General features: G+C 61.2%; 24 protein-coding genes. All 24 read right to left on the bottom strand.

The annotated features are described in order from the left end of the window. Window positions 1–329: 329 nt before the first annotated feature. Window positions 330–1,127 (bottom strand): type I methionyl aminopeptidase, encoded by a 798-nt coding sequence (gene map, locus QM600_RS17255; protein ID WP_283262708.1) that lies wholly within the window; start codon window positions 1,125–1,127, stop codon window positions 330–332. Then, window positions 1,127–1,672, bottom strand: a complete 546-nt coding sequence (locus QM600_RS17250) for an adenylate kinase (RefSeq protein ID WP_283262707.1) — start codon at window positions 1,670–1,672, stop codon at window positions 1,127–1,129. Before QM600_RS17250 ends, map begins: the two co-directional genes overlap by 1 nt. Further along, window positions 1,669–2,988: a preprotein translocase subunit SecY gene (secY, locus tag QM600_RS17245; protein WP_283262706.1), complete on the bottom strand. Its 1,320-nt coding sequence runs from the start codon at window positions 2,986–2,988 to the stop codon at window positions 1,669–1,671. Before secY ends, QM600_RS17250 begins: the two co-directional genes overlap by 4 nt. A 239-nt stretch (window positions 2,989–3,227) precedes the next feature. Further along, window positions 3,228–3,671 (bottom strand): 50S ribosomal protein L15, encoded by a 444-nt coding sequence (gene rplO, locus QM600_RS17240; RefSeq protein ID WP_283262705.1) that lies wholly within the window; start codon window positions 3,669–3,671, stop codon window positions 3,228–3,230. A 2-nt stretch (window positions 3,672–3,673) separates the two neighbouring features. Beyond that, window positions 3,674–3,853, bottom strand: a complete 180-nt coding sequence (gene rpmD, locus QM600_RS17235; protein WP_003940751.1) for a 50S ribosomal protein L30 — start codon at window positions 3,851–3,853, stop codon at window positions 3,674–3,676. Then, window positions 3,853–4,524, bottom strand: coding sequence for a 30S ribosomal protein S5 (rpsE, locus tag QM600_RS17230; protein ID WP_283262704.1), 672 nt, complete (start codon window positions 4,522–4,524; stop codon window positions 3,853–3,855). Before rpsE ends, rpmD begins: the two co-directional genes overlap by 1 nt. 31 nt (window positions 4,525–4,555) lie before the next feature. Further along, window positions 4,556–4,963 carry a 50S ribosomal protein L18 gene (gene rplR / locus QM600_RS17225; RefSeq protein ID WP_094271918.1) on the bottom strand — a complete coding sequence of 136 codons (408 nt, stop codon included), beginning with the start codon at window positions 4,961–4,963 and terminating at the stop codon, window positions 4,556–4,558. A 1-nt stretch (window position 4,964) separates the two neighbouring features. Beyond that, on the bottom strand, window positions 4,965–5,504 hold the full coding sequence (rplF, locus tag QM600_RS17220; RefSeq protein WP_094271917.1) for a 50S ribosomal protein L6: 540 nt from the start codon (window positions 5,502–5,504) through the stop codon (window positions 4,965–4,967). Window positions 5,505–5,518: 14 nt separating this feature from the next. Then, the gene (gene rpsH, locus QM600_RS17215; RefSeq protein ID WP_094271916.1) at window positions 5,519–5,917 is read right to left on the bottom strand and encodes a 30S ribosomal protein S8; all 399 of its coding nucleotides are present in this window, start codon (window positions 5,915–5,917) and stop codon (window positions 5,519–5,521) included. Between the two features lie 349 nt (window positions 5,918–6,266). Further along, on the bottom strand, window positions 6,267–6,452 hold the full coding sequence (locus tag QM600_RS17210; RefSeq protein WP_033231372.1) for a type Z 30S ribosomal protein S14: 186 nt from the start codon (window positions 6,450–6,452) through the stop codon (window positions 6,267–6,269). Between the two features lie 4 nt (window positions 6,453–6,456). Continuing rightward, window positions 6,457–7,023: a 50S ribosomal protein L5 gene (gene rplE / locus QM600_RS17205; RefSeq protein WP_094271915.1), complete on the bottom strand. Its 567-nt coding sequence runs from the start codon at window positions 7,021–7,023 to the stop codon at window positions 6,457–6,459. A gap of 1 nt (window position 7,024) precedes the next feature. Continuing rightward, a complete protein-coding gene (gene rplX / locus QM600_RS17200) occupies window positions 7,025–7,342 on the bottom strand; it encodes a 50S ribosomal protein L24 (RefSeq protein ID WP_094271914.1) in 318 nt (105 codons plus the stop codon). Then, complete coding sequence (rplN, locus tag QM600_RS17195; RefSeq protein ID WP_003940951.1) at window positions 7,342–7,710, bottom strand: 50S ribosomal protein L14; 369 nt, start codon at window positions 7,708–7,710, stop codon at window positions 7,342–7,344. Before rplN ends, rplX begins: the two co-directional genes overlap by 1 nt. Window positions 7,711–8,051: 341 nt before the next feature. Further along, window positions 8,052–8,333, bottom strand: coding sequence for a 30S ribosomal protein S17 (gene rpsQ / locus QM600_RS17190; RefSeq protein ID WP_003941020.1), 282 nt, complete (start codon window positions 8,331–8,333; stop codon window positions 8,052–8,054). Then, entirely contained in the window at window positions 8,330–8,566 is a 237-nt protein-coding gene (gene rpmC / locus QM600_RS17185) for a 50S ribosomal protein L29 (RefSeq protein WP_243620848.1), read from the bottom strand. Before rpmC ends, rpsQ begins: the two co-directional genes overlap by 4 nt. Further along, the gene (rplP, locus tag QM600_RS17180) at window positions 8,566–8,982 is read right to left on the bottom strand and encodes a 50S ribosomal protein L16 (RefSeq protein WP_243620847.1); all 417 of its coding nucleotides are present in this window, start codon (window positions 8,980–8,982) and stop codon (window positions 8,566–8,568) included. The genes rpmC and rplP overlap by 1 nt, the downstream gene beginning before the upstream one ends. 3 nt (window positions 8,983–8,985) lie before the next feature. After that, window positions 8,986–9,792 carry a 30S ribosomal protein S3 gene (gene rpsC, locus QM600_RS17175; protein ID WP_094271910.1) on the bottom strand — a complete coding sequence of 269 codons (807 nt, stop codon included), beginning with the start codon at window positions 9,790–9,792 and terminating at the stop codon, window positions 8,986–8,988. Further along, window positions 9,792–10,196: a 50S ribosomal protein L22 gene (gene rplV / locus QM600_RS17170; protein WP_243620845.1), complete on the bottom strand. Its 405-nt coding sequence runs from the start codon at window positions 10,194–10,196 to the stop codon at window positions 9,792–9,794. Before rplV ends, rpsC begins: the two co-directional genes overlap by 1 nt. Next, entirely contained in the window at window positions 10,193–10,474 is a 282-nt protein-coding gene (gene rpsS / locus QM600_RS17165; RefSeq protein WP_003940820.1) for a 30S ribosomal protein S19, read from the bottom strand. The genes rplV and rpsS overlap by 4 nt, the downstream gene beginning before the upstream one ends. 13 nt (window positions 10,475–10,487) lie before the next feature. Further along, window positions 10,488–11,324 (bottom strand): 50S ribosomal protein L2, encoded by an 837-nt coding sequence (gene rplB / locus QM600_RS17160; RefSeq protein WP_094271908.1) that lies wholly within the window; start codon window positions 11,322–11,324, stop codon window positions 10,488–10,490. Window positions 11,325–11,363: 39 nt separating this feature from the next. Then, entirely contained in the window at window positions 11,364–11,669 is a 306-nt protein-coding gene (rplW, locus tag QM600_RS17155; protein ID WP_033231379.1) for a 50S ribosomal protein L23, read from the bottom strand. Further along, window positions 11,666–12,346 carry a 50S ribosomal protein L4 gene (gene rplD / locus QM600_RS17150; protein ID WP_283262703.1) on the bottom strand — a complete coding sequence of 227 codons (681 nt, stop codon included), beginning with the start codon at window positions 12,344–12,346 and terminating at the stop codon, window positions 11,666–11,668. Before rplD ends, rplW begins: the two co-directional genes overlap by 4 nt. Beyond that, window positions 12,343–12,999: a 50S ribosomal protein L3 gene (gene rplC, locus QM600_RS17145; protein WP_283262702.1), complete on the bottom strand. Its 657-nt coding sequence runs from the start codon at window positions 12,997–12,999 to the stop codon at window positions 12,343–12,345. Before rplC ends, rplD begins: the two co-directional genes overlap by 4 nt. 17 nt (window positions 13,000–13,016) lie before the next feature. Further along, the gene (rpsJ, locus tag QM600_RS17140; RefSeq protein ID WP_003938093.1) at window positions 13,017–13,322 is read right to left on the bottom strand and encodes a 30S ribosomal protein S10; all 306 of its coding nucleotides are present in this window, start codon (window positions 13,320–13,322) and stop codon (window positions 13,017–13,019) included. Window positions 13,323–13,473 lie beyond the last annotated feature (151 nt).

The raw sequence follows: 13,473 nt of genomic DNA, 5'->3' as shown, positions 1-13,473 counted from the left end.
CCGTTTGGTTTGGCATGCTTCGTGCATCGGCTTCCGTTACATTGGCACGCAATGGTTTCTTCATCGACATGATTTTTACATCGACTGGTGCGGCGATTCCCCGTAGCGGCAGTCCTACACACACAAGCTGTCGACACGCATGGCGCACCGCCTAGCTATGCTACGCGAGAAGAACGACCAGGCCAAATGCGCCTCCCCCACTCGCCTCCTTGCGTCCACCTCCCAGCTGAAGCCGAGAGCAAGAAAAAAGTCCCGACCCCATACAGGGCCGGGACTTTCTGCAAGCGAATTACTCTCGCCGCCAACACTTGTCGAGCATCAGATCCGAATTACTCCGGTCGAAGCGTCAAGATTCTCGGACCGTCTTCGGTGACGGCAACCGTGTGCTCCCAATGAGCAGCACGCGAACCGTCAGCCGTAACCACAGTCCAGTCGTCCTCGAGAATCACCGTGTCCGTTGTTCCCAACGTCAGCATCGGTTCGATAGCCAGGCAAGAACCGATCACCAACTCAGGACCCTTTCCCGGGGCCCCTTCGTTGGCGAGGAACGGATCCATATGCATCTCGCGCCCGATACCGTGCCCGCCGTAGCCGTCGACAATTCCGTAGGCACGGCCATGCAACTTCTCAGCTGCACGCGTGCCCAGTTCGATTGCGTGCGACACGTCCGTGAGTCGGTTGCCGGCGATCATCGCGGCAATACCGGCATCCATCGACAACCGCGTTGCTTCACTCAACTGTTCGTCGGCTTCGCTCAGCTTGCCGACGCCGAAGGTCCACGCCGAGTCACCATGCCAGCCCTCGAGAATTGCGCCACAGTCGATGGACACCAGATCCCCTTCGGCGAGGATGTCCCCGGCCGTCGGGATTCCATGAACGACGCGGTCGTTCACTGAGGAACAAATCGAACCGGCAAAACCGTGATACCCGAGGAACGACGGAACTGCACCGGCATCGCGAATCACAGATTCTGCTACCGCATCCAGTTCGAGGGTGCTGACACCGGGCTTTGCCGCAGCGCGTACCGCCACCAATGCCGAACCCACTATCGCGCCGGCCGCAGCCATCGCATCGAGTTCGCCCGCGGAGCGGAACGGAACAACCTTGCGTTTACGCCCGAAGACCATTACTTGGCCAACGCTGCCAGTGCGCGTGCATTAACTTCTTCGACCTCGCCGATGGCGTCAACGGAGACAACGCTGTCTTTGTAGTAGTCGAACAGCGGTGACGTCTCGTCGCGGTACACCCGAAGTCGATTACGGATGACATCTTCGGTGTCGTCTGCACGACCGCGGGAGAGCATGCGCTCGACCACGACGTCTTCGTCGACCACAAAGGACAGAACGCCGTCGAGCTTGGCGTCGAGATCCTTCAAGATGCCTTCGAGGGCCTCTGCTTGCTCGACCGAACGCGGGAATCCGTCGAGCAGAAAACCGTTTGCGGCGTCCGGTTCGGACACGCGCGCCTTCACCATGTCATTCGTGATCGAGCTGGGAACGAGTTCGCCGGCATCGATGTACTTCTTTGCTTCCACGCCGAGAGCGGTGGCCTGGCCGATATTCGCGCGGAACAGATCACCCGTGGAGATGTGGGGAACTCCGAACTTCTCGGACAGGATCGCGGCCTGGGTGCCCTTGCCGGCACCGGGAGGACCAAGGAGGACAAGTCTCACTTGAGGAACCCTTCATAGTTACGCTGCATTAGCTGACTCTCGATCTGCTTGACGGTGTCGAGGCCGACGCTGACCATAATCAGCACCGCGGTGCCACCGAACGGCAGGTTCTGCGCGCCACCACCGCTCCCCATATCGAGGAACAGATTGGGCAGAACAGCAATGGTGCCGAGGTAAATCGCACCTGGCAGGGTGATGCGACTCAGCACGTAGTTGAGGTAATCCGCAGTCGGCTGACCCGGACGAATACCTGGGATGAATCCGCCGAACTTCTTCATCTCGTCGGCACGCTCTTCAGGATTGAAGGTAATGGCGACGTAGAAGTAGGTGAAGAACACGATCAAACCGAAGTAGATCAGGATGTACACCGGGTTGGCCGGGTTGACCAGGTAGGTGTTGATCATCCGCTGCCACCAGCTGGGATCTACGGCAGTGCTCGCCGAGGTCAGCTGCGCGATCAGGTTTGGCAGATACAGCAGCGACGACGCGAAGATCACGGGGATGACGCCGGCCTGGTTGACCTTGAGAGGCAGGTAGGTCGAAGACCCTCCGTACATCTTACGGCCGACCATGCGCTTCGCGTACTGCACCGGGATACGACGCTGACCCTGCTCGACGAAGACGACGCCGGCAATGATCAAGAGCGCCGCGAAGCAGACGAAGCCGAATACGAGACCGCCACGACTGCTGAGGATGGAACTACCCTCACCTGGAATTCGCGAAGCGATACCGGCGAAGATCAGGAGCGACATGCCGTTGCCGACGCCGCGTTCGGTAATGATTTCGCCGAACCACATGACGAGGGCTGCACCGGCAGTCATGACCAGCACAATGATGATCAGACCGAAAATCGACTTGTCCGCGATGATGTCATCGCAACCCTGGAGTAGCTGACCCCTAGCTGCGAGCGCAACGATGCCCGTCGACTGGAGCACTGCCAAGGCGATGGACAGATAACGCGTGTACTGCGTCATCTTGGCCTGGCCGGACTGACCTTCCTTGCGAAGTTCCTCGAACTTCGGAATGACCACGGTCAGCAACTGCACGATGATGCTCGCCGTGATGTACGGCATGATGCCGATAGCAAACACGGATAGCTGCAGCAGCGCACCACCGGAGAACAGGTTGATCAGCGAGTAGATACCTGCTGAATCACCTGAATTGGCGATGTCGATACAGGTTTGCACGCGGGCGTAGTCCACACCAGGTGATGGCAGAACTGCGCCGACCCGATACAGGGCAACGAGGCCGAGGGTGAAAAGGATCTTCCGCCTCAGGTCGGGGGTCCTGAGGGCCGAAACGAAGGCGGAAAGCAAAGATCCTCCTGGCACGACGGTAGGGAGACAGACCGATTGATCTGCCGAATTTCAGAACTCTAACAGCCGCATATGGGAACTAAGCGGGCAGACCACGAAAATCGGGTAAGCCGAAGATACAACCAACCGTTCGGGCCCCTTCGAGGGGGCGCCTTCACAGGCAAATCCAGCGTAGATGCCGATGGCCACAGCACAGCAAATGCTGCACTGTGGCCATCGAACTAGCTAAGCGCGATCACTTACAGCTCGGTGGTGGTACCACCGGCAGCAGCGATCTTTTCCTTGGCAGAGCCGGTGAACTTGTTGACGGTCACCTGAACGGCAACTGTCAGTTCGCCGTCGCCCAGAACCTTGACGAGCTGGTTCTTGCGAACTGCGCCCTTGGCAACGAGATCCTCGACCGTGATTGCTCCACCTTCGGGGAACAGCAGGGCGATGTCGCCGACATTGACGACCTGGTACTCGGTGCGGAAGGGGTTCTTGAAGCCCTTGAGCTTGGGCAGACGCATGTGAAGCGGCATCTGTCCACCCTCGAAGCCCACGCGCACGGTGTTACGTGCCTTGGTGCCCTTGGTGCCGCGGCCTGCGGTCTTACCGCGCTTGCCACCTTCACCACGACCAACACGAATCTTGTTGGACTTGGATCCGGGTGCGGGGCGCAGGTGATGCAGTTTGATGGTCATGGTTAGACCTCCTCAACTGTTACGAGGTGGCGCACCACGTTGATCAGACCGCGGTTCTGTGCGTTGTCCTCACGAACAACGGTCTGACGGATGCCTTTGAGACCCAGCGTGCGCAGAGAATCCTTCTGGTTCTGCTTGGTCCCGATGATGCTCTTGATCTGAGTGACCTTGAGATCTGCCATTACTTCACACTCCCAGCAGCCTGTGCGCGAGCGCGCAGCATGCCGGCGGGTGCAACCTCTTCGAGGGTCAAGCCACGGCGAGCCGCAACTTCCTCGGGACGCTGCAGATCCTTGAGCGCAGCAACGGTCGCGTGAACGACGTTGATGGCGTTGTCACTACCGAGCGACTTGGACAGGATGTCCGCGATTCCAGCACACTCCAGTACGGCACGCACCGCGCCACCGGCGATAACGCCGGTACCGGGGCTTGCCGGGCGGAGCATGACGATGCCGGCAGCAGCCTCACCCTGAACGGGGTGAGTAATGGTGTTGCCGATCATCGGGACGCGGAAGAAGCTCTTGCGAGCCTCCTCGACACCCTTCTGGATGGCCGCGGGAACTTCCTTGGCCTTTCCGTAGCCGACGCCGACGAGTCCGTTGCCGTCTCCGACGATCACCAGTGCGGTGAAGCTGAAGCGACGACCGCCCTTGACGACCTTGGAGACGCGGTTGATCGTGACAACGCGCTCGATGAACTGCGACTTCTCGGCAGCGTTTCCGCCACGTCCGCCGTCGCGACGGTCACGTCCGCCACCGCGGTTGTCCCCGCGAGCGTTGGCATTGTCACCGCTGTTGGGGCCATTCTGTCCGGCGGGTCCGCTTCCGCCGTCACGCCTTTGACGTCCCGGCATCAGGCTGTCCTTCCGTAGAAAATGTTAGTCATCAGAACTTCAACCCGCCTTCGCGAGCCGCGTCTGCCAAAGCCGCGATGCGACCGTGGTAGCCGTGTCCGCCGTGGTCGAAGACAACTGCTTCCACGCCGGCAGCCTTGGCGCGCTCGGCGATCAGCTGACCGACCTTTGCGCTCGCAGCCTTCTTGTCGCCTTCGGCCACTCGCACGTCGGCTTCGATCGTCGACGCGGAAGCCAGCGTGTGGCCTGCCAGGTCGTCGATGAGCTGAACGTGGATGTGGCGCGAGGACCGGTTGACGACCAAACGGGGACGCTCGGGCGTGCCGGACACCTTCTTGCGAAGACGGAAGTGACGACGCGTCTTCGAGAGACGACGCTTGGTGGACGCATCCTTGCCCAGCGGAACCCGCTTGGCTTTCTGGTTTGCAGTCTGGCTCATATCACTTACCCGTCTTTCCGACCTTGCGGCGGATCTGCTCACCCTCGTAACGCACGCCCTTACCCTTGTACGGGTCCGGACGACGGAGACGACGGATGTTGGCCGAGATCTGCCCGACCTTCTGCTTGTCGATGCCGGACACCGAGAACCGGGTGGGCGACTCGACGACGAAGGTGATGCCTTCGGGAGCCTCGATCGGGACCGGGTGGCTGTAGCCGAGCGCGAACTCGAGGTCCTTGCCCTTCAGTGCCACACGGTAACCGACACCGTGGATCTCCATCTTCTTGGTGTAACCCTCGGTAACACCAGTGATGATGTTCGCAACAAGGGTCCGCGACAGGCCGTGCAGCGCACGGCTGCGACGCTCGTCGTCGGGGCGAGTGACGCTCAGGGAGCCGTCCTCAGCCTTGGCGATCTCGATGGGCTCGGCGATAGTCAGTGCCAGGGTGCCCTTGGGCCCCTTGACTGTGACATCCTGGCCGGCGATCGTAACGTCGACGCCCGCGGGGACGTTGACCGGAATCTTTCCAATACGCGACATTGTGGTGGCCTCCCTTACCAGACGTAGGCGAGGACTTCCCCGCCTACTCCTTGATTGGCCGCCTGGCGATCGGTGAGCAGGCCGGTGGACGTGGAGATGATCGCCACGCCTAGGCCGCCCAGAACCTTGGGCAGGTTAGTGGACTTCGCGTAAACCCGGAGACCGGGCTTGGAGACGCGTCGCACGCCGGCAAGGCTGCGCTCACGGCTCGGGCCGTACTTCAGATCGACAATGAGGGTCTTGCCCACAGTTGCGTCTTCGGTACGGAAGTCGGAGATGTAGCCCTCGCGCTTGAGGATCTCGGCAATGTTTGCCTTGATCTTCGAATGGGGAAGCTTCACCTCATCGTGGTACGCCGTATTGGCGTTGCGCAGACGCGTCAAAAAGTCTGCGATGGGGTCAGTCATGGTCATATCTCGACCTCGACACCTTTCTCGCTGTGGTTCCCATACAACACCGGACAAGTCCGGCCGTGGGCCTCCAGCAATTCGGCTGGGCCGCCCAACTTCTGTCGGACGACGTAAGTTACCGCACCGAGCTGATCGCAAACATGCGACAGCCACGGCAACCGCTCTAGTGTACGGAACAATGCTGTTCTATCCAAACCGGGGCCACAGTGTAGTGATCCCACTACACCTCGGGAGGCTCGACAGCTCCACCGGAAGGCAGTACAGAACGCATAGAAATGCCGAATGGGCGAGGGTTCCTTTGGAACCCACGCCCATTCAGAAGTGTGACGAAACGAAACCCAAGGGTCTCAGATCACCAGGAGCTCTTGCGAACTCCGGGCAGCTCGCCTGCGTGCGCCATCTCGCGCAAGCAGATACGGCACAGGCCGAACTTGCGGAACACAGCGTGCGGGCGACCGCAGCGCTGGCAGCGAGTGTAAGCGCGAACCGCGAACTTCGGCTTCTTGTTGGCCTTGTTGACCAATGCCTTCTTAGCCATGCGCTCAGTTCTCCTTGAACGGGAAGCCGAGGTGCTTGAGCAGTGCACGGCCTTCCTCGTTGTTGGTTGCGGTGGTCACTACGGTGATGTCCATGCCACGGGGGCGATCGATCTTGTCCACATCGATCTCGTGGAACATCGACTGCTCGTTGAGGCCGAACGTGTAGTTGCCGTTGCCGTCGAACTGGTTGCCCGACAGGCCGCGGAAGTCGCGGATACGGGGCAGTGCCGCGGACACGAGGCGGTCCAGGAACTCCCACATGCGGTCGCCACGGAGGGTGACGCGTGCGCCGATCGGCATGCCTTCGCGGAGCTTGAACTGCGCGATGGACTTACGAGCCTTACGGATCTCAGGCTTCTGGCCCGTGATCAGCGACAGGTCGTGGACAGCGCCGTTGATCAGCTTGGCGTCACGGGCAGCGTCGCCGACGCCCATGTTGACGACAACCTTGACGACACCGGGGATCTGCATGACATTGGCGTACTGGAACTCGCTGTTAAGCGCGTCCTTGATCTCAGCCCGGTAGCGTGCCTTGAGGCGCGGCAGGGCCTTGTTTTCGGTGGAGGTCATGTCAGATGTCCTTCCCGTTCTTCCGGGAAACCCGAACGCGCTTGCCGGACTCTTCATCGGTGCGGTAGCCCACGCGAGTGGGGTTTCCGTCCGAGTCGACGACTGCAACGTTGGAAACGTGGATCGGGGCTTCCTGCGTAACGATGCCGCCGGAGGATGCTCCGCGCTCGTTCGCGGAAACCGCGGTGTGCTTCTTGATACGGTTCACGCCTTCGACGAGGACCTTGCTGGTCGCGGGGTAGGCCTGAATGACCTTGCCCTTTGCGCCCTTGTCCTTGCCGGCGATGACCAGAACTGTGTCACCCTTGTGCACCTTCATTACAGCACCTCCGGGGCGAGCGAAACGATCTTCATGAACTTCTTCTCGCGCAGCTCACGGCCGACGGGTCCGAAGATACGAGTTCCACGGGGATCGCTGTCAGCCTTGATGAGCACTGCGGCGTTCTCGTCGAACTTGATGTAGGAACCGTCCGGACGACGGCGCTCCTTCGTGGTGCGAACGATGACGGCCTTGACGACCTCACCCTTCTTGATATTTCCGCCCGGGATGGCGTCTTTGACGGTGGCGACGATAACGTCGCCGATCCCGGCGTAGCGACGTGACGAACCGCCGAGAACGCGGATGCAAAGGATTTCCTTGGCACCCGTGTTATCAGCGACGCGAACTCGCGACTCCTGCTGAATCACTTGATCTCCCTAGACCTGGAATTTCGTACGCAACGGATTACCGACCCGGTGCGCGCGGTCATTGTTGCTACCTGCGTCGTGTCTGAGCTGCAGTCCCACCGAAGTTCATCGGCAGGACGATCACTGCAAGCACCGGTCGAGCTGCGCACGTGAAGACACACCTCTGCCACAGGCAACCGTTCTATTGTAGGGAACACTCCCCCGATTACCAAATCCACGTGGGCAAACGCAAACCTGGCAGGTAACACCGGGATGTCCCTTCGAAGCCGAATGGCCCACTCCCCCAAAGGGGAAGCGGGCCATTCGGTGGTTCTCGATCAGCTCGAGATCAACGATCAGGCTTACTTGGCCTTTTCGAGGACCTCGACGAGACGCCAGTGCTTCGTCGCAGACAGCGGACGGGTTTCCATCAGCTGAACGCGGTCGCCGACGCCGGCAACGCCGTTCTCGTCATGCGCCTTCACCTTGGTCGTACGGCGGATGATCTTGCCGTACAGCTTGTGCTTGACGCGGTCTTCGAGCTCGACCACGATCGTCTTTTCCATCTTGTCGGAAACTACGTATCCGACACGGACCTTACGGCTCGCGCGCTCTTCTGTGCTCACTGCTTTTTCCTCACTCATGCCGCGTCACCTGCATCCGGACCCGTAGCGAGTCCGAGCTCACGCTCACGCAGGACGGTGTAGACGCGCGCAATCTCGTGACGAACGGTGCGCAGTCGTCGGTTGTTGTCCATCTGGCCGGTAGCCATCTGGAAACGAAGGTTGAAAAGCTCTTCCTTCGACTCACGGAGCCGGGTGACCAGCTCGTCTTCACTGAGCTCGCGGAGCTCTGCTGCTGGGGTTCCAGTAGCCATCAGAACTGCTCCTCTCTGGTCACGATCCGGCACTTGCACGGGAGCTTGTGCATCGCGCGGCGCAGGGCCTCACGTGCAATCTCCTCGTTGGGGTATGTCATCTCGAACAGAACGCGTCCGGGCTTGACGTTGGCAATCCACCACTCGGGCGAACCCTTACCGGAACCCATGCGGGTTTCGGCCGGCTTCTTCGTGAGGGGACGATCCGGGAAGATATTGATCCAGATCTTGCCGCCACGCTTGATGTGCCGGGTCATCGCGATACGAGCGGACTCGATCTGACGGTTGGTGATGTATGCGGGCTCGAGAGCCTGGATACCCCACTCGCCGAAGGTGACCTGGGTACCGCCCTTGGCGGCACCCGAACGGCTCGGGTGGTGCTGCTTGCGGTGCTTGACCCGCCTTGGGATCAACATGCGTCAGCCCTCCTGATTCTGTTCAGTTGCGGGAGCATCGGCGGTTGCGGTCGCTGCGCGACCGGCCTCGGTGCTCGTCGCAGTGGTGCCGGTGGCACCGGAACGACGGGGACGGCTCGGACGCTCACGACGCGGGCGATCCCCGGCCGGTGCGGCCGTGTTGGCAGCGAGCTCACGCTTGCCACCGACGATGTCGCCCTTGTAGATCCAGACCTTGACGCCAATGCGACCGAAGGTCGTCTTGGCCTCATAGAGGCCGTAGTCGATGTCCGCACGAAGCGTGTGCAGCGGCACACGGCCTTCGCGGTAGAACTCCGACCGGGACATCTCGGCGCCGCCGAGACGACCGGAGCACTGAACGCGGATTCCCTTGACGTTCGGCTGACGCATGGCCGACTGAATGGCCTTGCGCATTGCACGACGGAAAGCAACGCGGTTCGAGAGCTGCTCGGCCACACCCTGTGCGACGAGCTGTGCTTCGGCATCTGCGTTCTTGACCTCGAGGATGTTCAGCTGAACCTGCTTGCCGGTCATCTTTTCGAGCTCGGAACGAATGCGATCGGCTTCGGCGCCGCGGCGGCCGATGACGATTCCGGGACGTGCCGTGTGGATATCCACACGAACACGGTCACGGGTGCGCTCGATCTCGACCTTTGCAATACCCGCGCGCTCCATGCCGGTGGCGAGGAGCTTACGGATTGCAACGTCTTCCTTGACGTATTCCGCGTACTGCTTATCTGCGTACCAGCGAGACTTCCAGTCGGTGGTGATGCCGAGGCGGAAGCCGTGCGGGTTGATTTTCTGGCCCACTACTGAGCACTTCCCTTCCGGCGATTACGGGTCGATGTTCCGGACGTCGGCAGGCTCTCCACGATCACGGTGATGTGACTGGTGCGCTTGCGAATGCGGAACGCACGTCCCTGTGCACGCGGCTGGAACCGCTTGAGGGTCGCGCCCTCGTCCACGAACGCCGTAGCAACGACAAGCGTGCTCGGGTCGAGACCGAGGTTGTTCTGGGCGTTGGCTGCTGCGGAGGCGATCACCTTGGCGACCGGCTCGCTCGCTGCCTGCGGCGCGAACTTGAGGATGTTCAGGGCGTCTTCAACCGAGCGCCCGCGGACCAGGTCCACAACACGACGTGCCTTCATCGGCGTAGCGCGCACGTGGCGTGCTACTGCCTTGGCAGTCGGGTTGGCGGTTTCGGTGTTGCTCATCGCCTCTTCGCCTTCCGATCATCCTTGATGTGACCCTTGAACGTACGGGTCGGTGCAAACTCTCCGAGCTTGTGTCCGACCATGGAGTCGGAAACGAACACGGGGACATGCTTACGGCCGTCATGAACCGCAAACGTGTGGCCGATGAAGTCCGGGATGATTGTCGAACGACGGGACCAGGTCTTGATGACCTGCTTGGTTCCCTTTTCGTTCTGTACATCCACCTTCGCGAGGAGGTGGTCATCGACGAACGGGCCCTTCTTAAGGCTGCGTGGCATCCTTCACTCCCTCCTAGCGCTTGTTCTTGCCGGTGCGGCGGCGACGGACGATCATCTTGTCGCTTGCCTTGTTCTTGCGGGTACGGCCTTCCGGCTTACCCCACGGGCTGACCGGGTGGCGTCCACCTGAGGTCTTGCCCTCGCCGCCACCATGCGGGTGGTCGACCGGGTTCATCACGACACCACGAACGGTCGGGCGCTTGCCCTTCCAACGCATACGGCCGGCCTTGCCCCAGTTGATGTTCGACTGCTCGGCGTTGCCGACCTCGCCGACGGATGCGCGGCAGCGCACGTCGACGCGGCGGATTTCACCGGAAGGCATACGCAGCGTGGCGTAGGCGCCTTCCTTACCCAGCAGCTGGATGCTGGCACCTGCGGAACGGGCCATCTTGGCACCGCCGCCGGGACGCAGTTCCACACCGTGGATGGTGGTACCTGTCGGGATGTTGCGCAGCGGCAGGTTGTTGCCCGGCTTGATGTCGGCGCCTGCACCGGACTCGATCGGTGAACCCTGCACCAGGCCCTTGGGGGCGATGATGTAGCGCTTCTCACCGTCTGCGTAATGCAGGAGTGCGATGTTTGCTGTGCGGTTGGGGTCGTACTCGATGTGAGCGACCTTGGCCGGGATTCCGTCCTTGTCGTTGCGACGGAAATCGATCAGTCGGTATGCACGCTTGTGTCCGCCACCCTTGTGACGGGTGGTGATACGACCGTGTGCGTTACGTCCACCGCGACCGTGCAGCGGGCGAACCAGCGACTTCTCGGGGGTCGACCGAGTGATCTCGGCGAAGTCCGAAACGCTCGAGCCACGACGGCCCGGTGTTGTCGGCTTGTACTTACGGATTGCCATGAGTCTTCTCGTCCTCTATGTCTCGTCAAGTCCCGGCGCTTACGCGACCGGTCCTCCGAAGATCTCGATGGGCTTGCTGTCGGCGGCGAGAGTCACGAGAGCGCGCTTGGTGTTCTTGCGCTTTCCGTAACCGAACTTCGTCCGCTTGCGCTTGCCCTGACGGTTGGCGGTGTTGACGCTGGTCACAGTGACACCGAAGACCTTTTCGACGGCAATCTTGATCTGCGTCTTGTTCGAGTCCGGGTGCACCAGGAAGGTGTAGGTGCCTTCCTCGATCAGTCCGTAGGACTTCTCGGAGATGACCGGTGCCAGCAGGATGTCGCGGGGGTCAGCGATGGTCGTCACTTGGCCTCCTCCTTGTTGTCTTCCTGGGCGGTCTCGGCGGGCCCGTGGATGAACGCGTTGAGCGCCTCGACGCTGAACACGACGTCATCCGCATTGAGCACGTCGTAGGTGTTGAGCTGGTCGGGTGCAATGGGATGCACGCCTTCCAGGTTCTGCACGCTCTTCCAAGCGGCTACATCCTGACGACCCACTACGAGCAGCAGCTTCTTGCGATCCGAGATCTCGCCGAGGAACGCCATTGCGCCCTTGGTCGAAGGCGTCTGCCCTGCAACCAGTTCGGTGATCACGTGGATGCGCTCGTTGCGTGCACGGTCAGAGAGAGCCCCGCGCAGAGCGGCAGCAATCATCTTCTTGGGGGTGCGCTGGCTGTAGTCACGCGGCTTCGGGCCGTGAACGACACCGCCACCGACGAACTGAGGAGCGCGAGTCGAGCCCTGGCGTGCGCGGCCGGTGCCCTTCTGGCGGTACGGCTTCTTGCCACCGCCGCGGACTTCACCGCGGGACTTGGTGGAGTGGGTTCCCTGACGAGCAGCTGCGAGCTGCGCGACAACAACCTGGTGGAGAAGCGCGATGTTGGCCGGCGCGTCGAACAGCGCAGCGGGGAGATCAACGGTGCCGTTGGTCTTGCCGCCGGCAACCTTGACGTCCAGGGTCAACTTGGTCTCGGTGCTGGTCATGCCCGTGCACCACCCTTCACTGCGCTCTTGACGATCACGAGGCCACCCTTGCGGCCCGGGATCGCTCCCTTGATCAGCAGCAGACCGTTCTCGACATCCACCTTGTGGACCGAGAGGTTCTGCGTTGTGATGCGGTCGTTACCCATGCGTCCAGCCATCCGCGTGCCCCTGAAGACACGACCGGGGGTTGCGCAGGCACCGATGGAGCCCGGGCGACGGTGAACAGCCTGGGTACCGTGCGATGCACCCTGTCCTTTGAAGCCGTGACGCTTCATGACGCCGGCGTAGCCCTTGCCCTTGCTGGTTCCGGTGACGTCGACAAATGCGCCGTCCTCGAAAACCTCGGCGGTGAGCTCCTGGCCGACCTCGTAGCCGGAGGCATCCGCAATGCGGAGCTCGACGACGTGGCGACGCGGGGTCACACCAGCCTTGGCGAACTGGCCGGAAACCGGCTTGTTCACCTTGCGCGGGTCGATTGCGCCGAACGCAAGCTGAACGGCGCTGTAGCCGTCACGCTCTTCGGTACGAATCTGGGTTACGACGTTCGGCCCAGCCTTGACGACGGTGACCGGGACAACCCGGTTGTTCTCGTCGAAGACCTGGGTCATGCCGAGCTTGGTGCCCAGGATTCCCTTGATCTTGGTATCAGTCATTGTTTTTGTCTCCGCCGTCACTGAATGTTCACGTCGACACTGGCCGGAAGGTCGATACGCATAAGCGCGTCAACCGTCTTCGGCGTCGGGTCGAGAATGTCGATCAGCCGCTTATGAGTACGCATCTCGAAGTGCTCGCGCGAGTCCTTGTACTTGTGCGGCGAGCGGATGACGCAATATACGTTCTTCTCGGTCGGCAACGGCACAGGTCCAACGACGCGGGCACCCGTACGGGTTACCGTCTCGACGATCTTGCGCGCTGACGCGTCGATCGCCTCGTGGTCGTAGGCCTTGAGCCTGATGCGGATCTTTTGTCCCGCCACGCTTAGTGTCCTTTTCTTGCCGCGTTTCGTAGCCCACCTGGTCAGGCTCGAGCTACCTCGTCTGCACAGTCCTTGCCTGGACGATGACACGACGAACACTTAAGCGATCGGGACGTATCCAGATCCGCTGCCGCTGTTCGTTTGTCATTGT

Source organism: Rhodococcus sp. IEGM 1379, from assembly GCF_030056815.1.
Classification (GTDB): domain Bacteria; phylum Actinomycetota; class Actinomycetes; order Mycobacteriales; family Mycobacteriaceae; genus Rhodococcus_F.
This window is presented reverse-complemented; position numbering and strand designations above follow the sequence as displayed.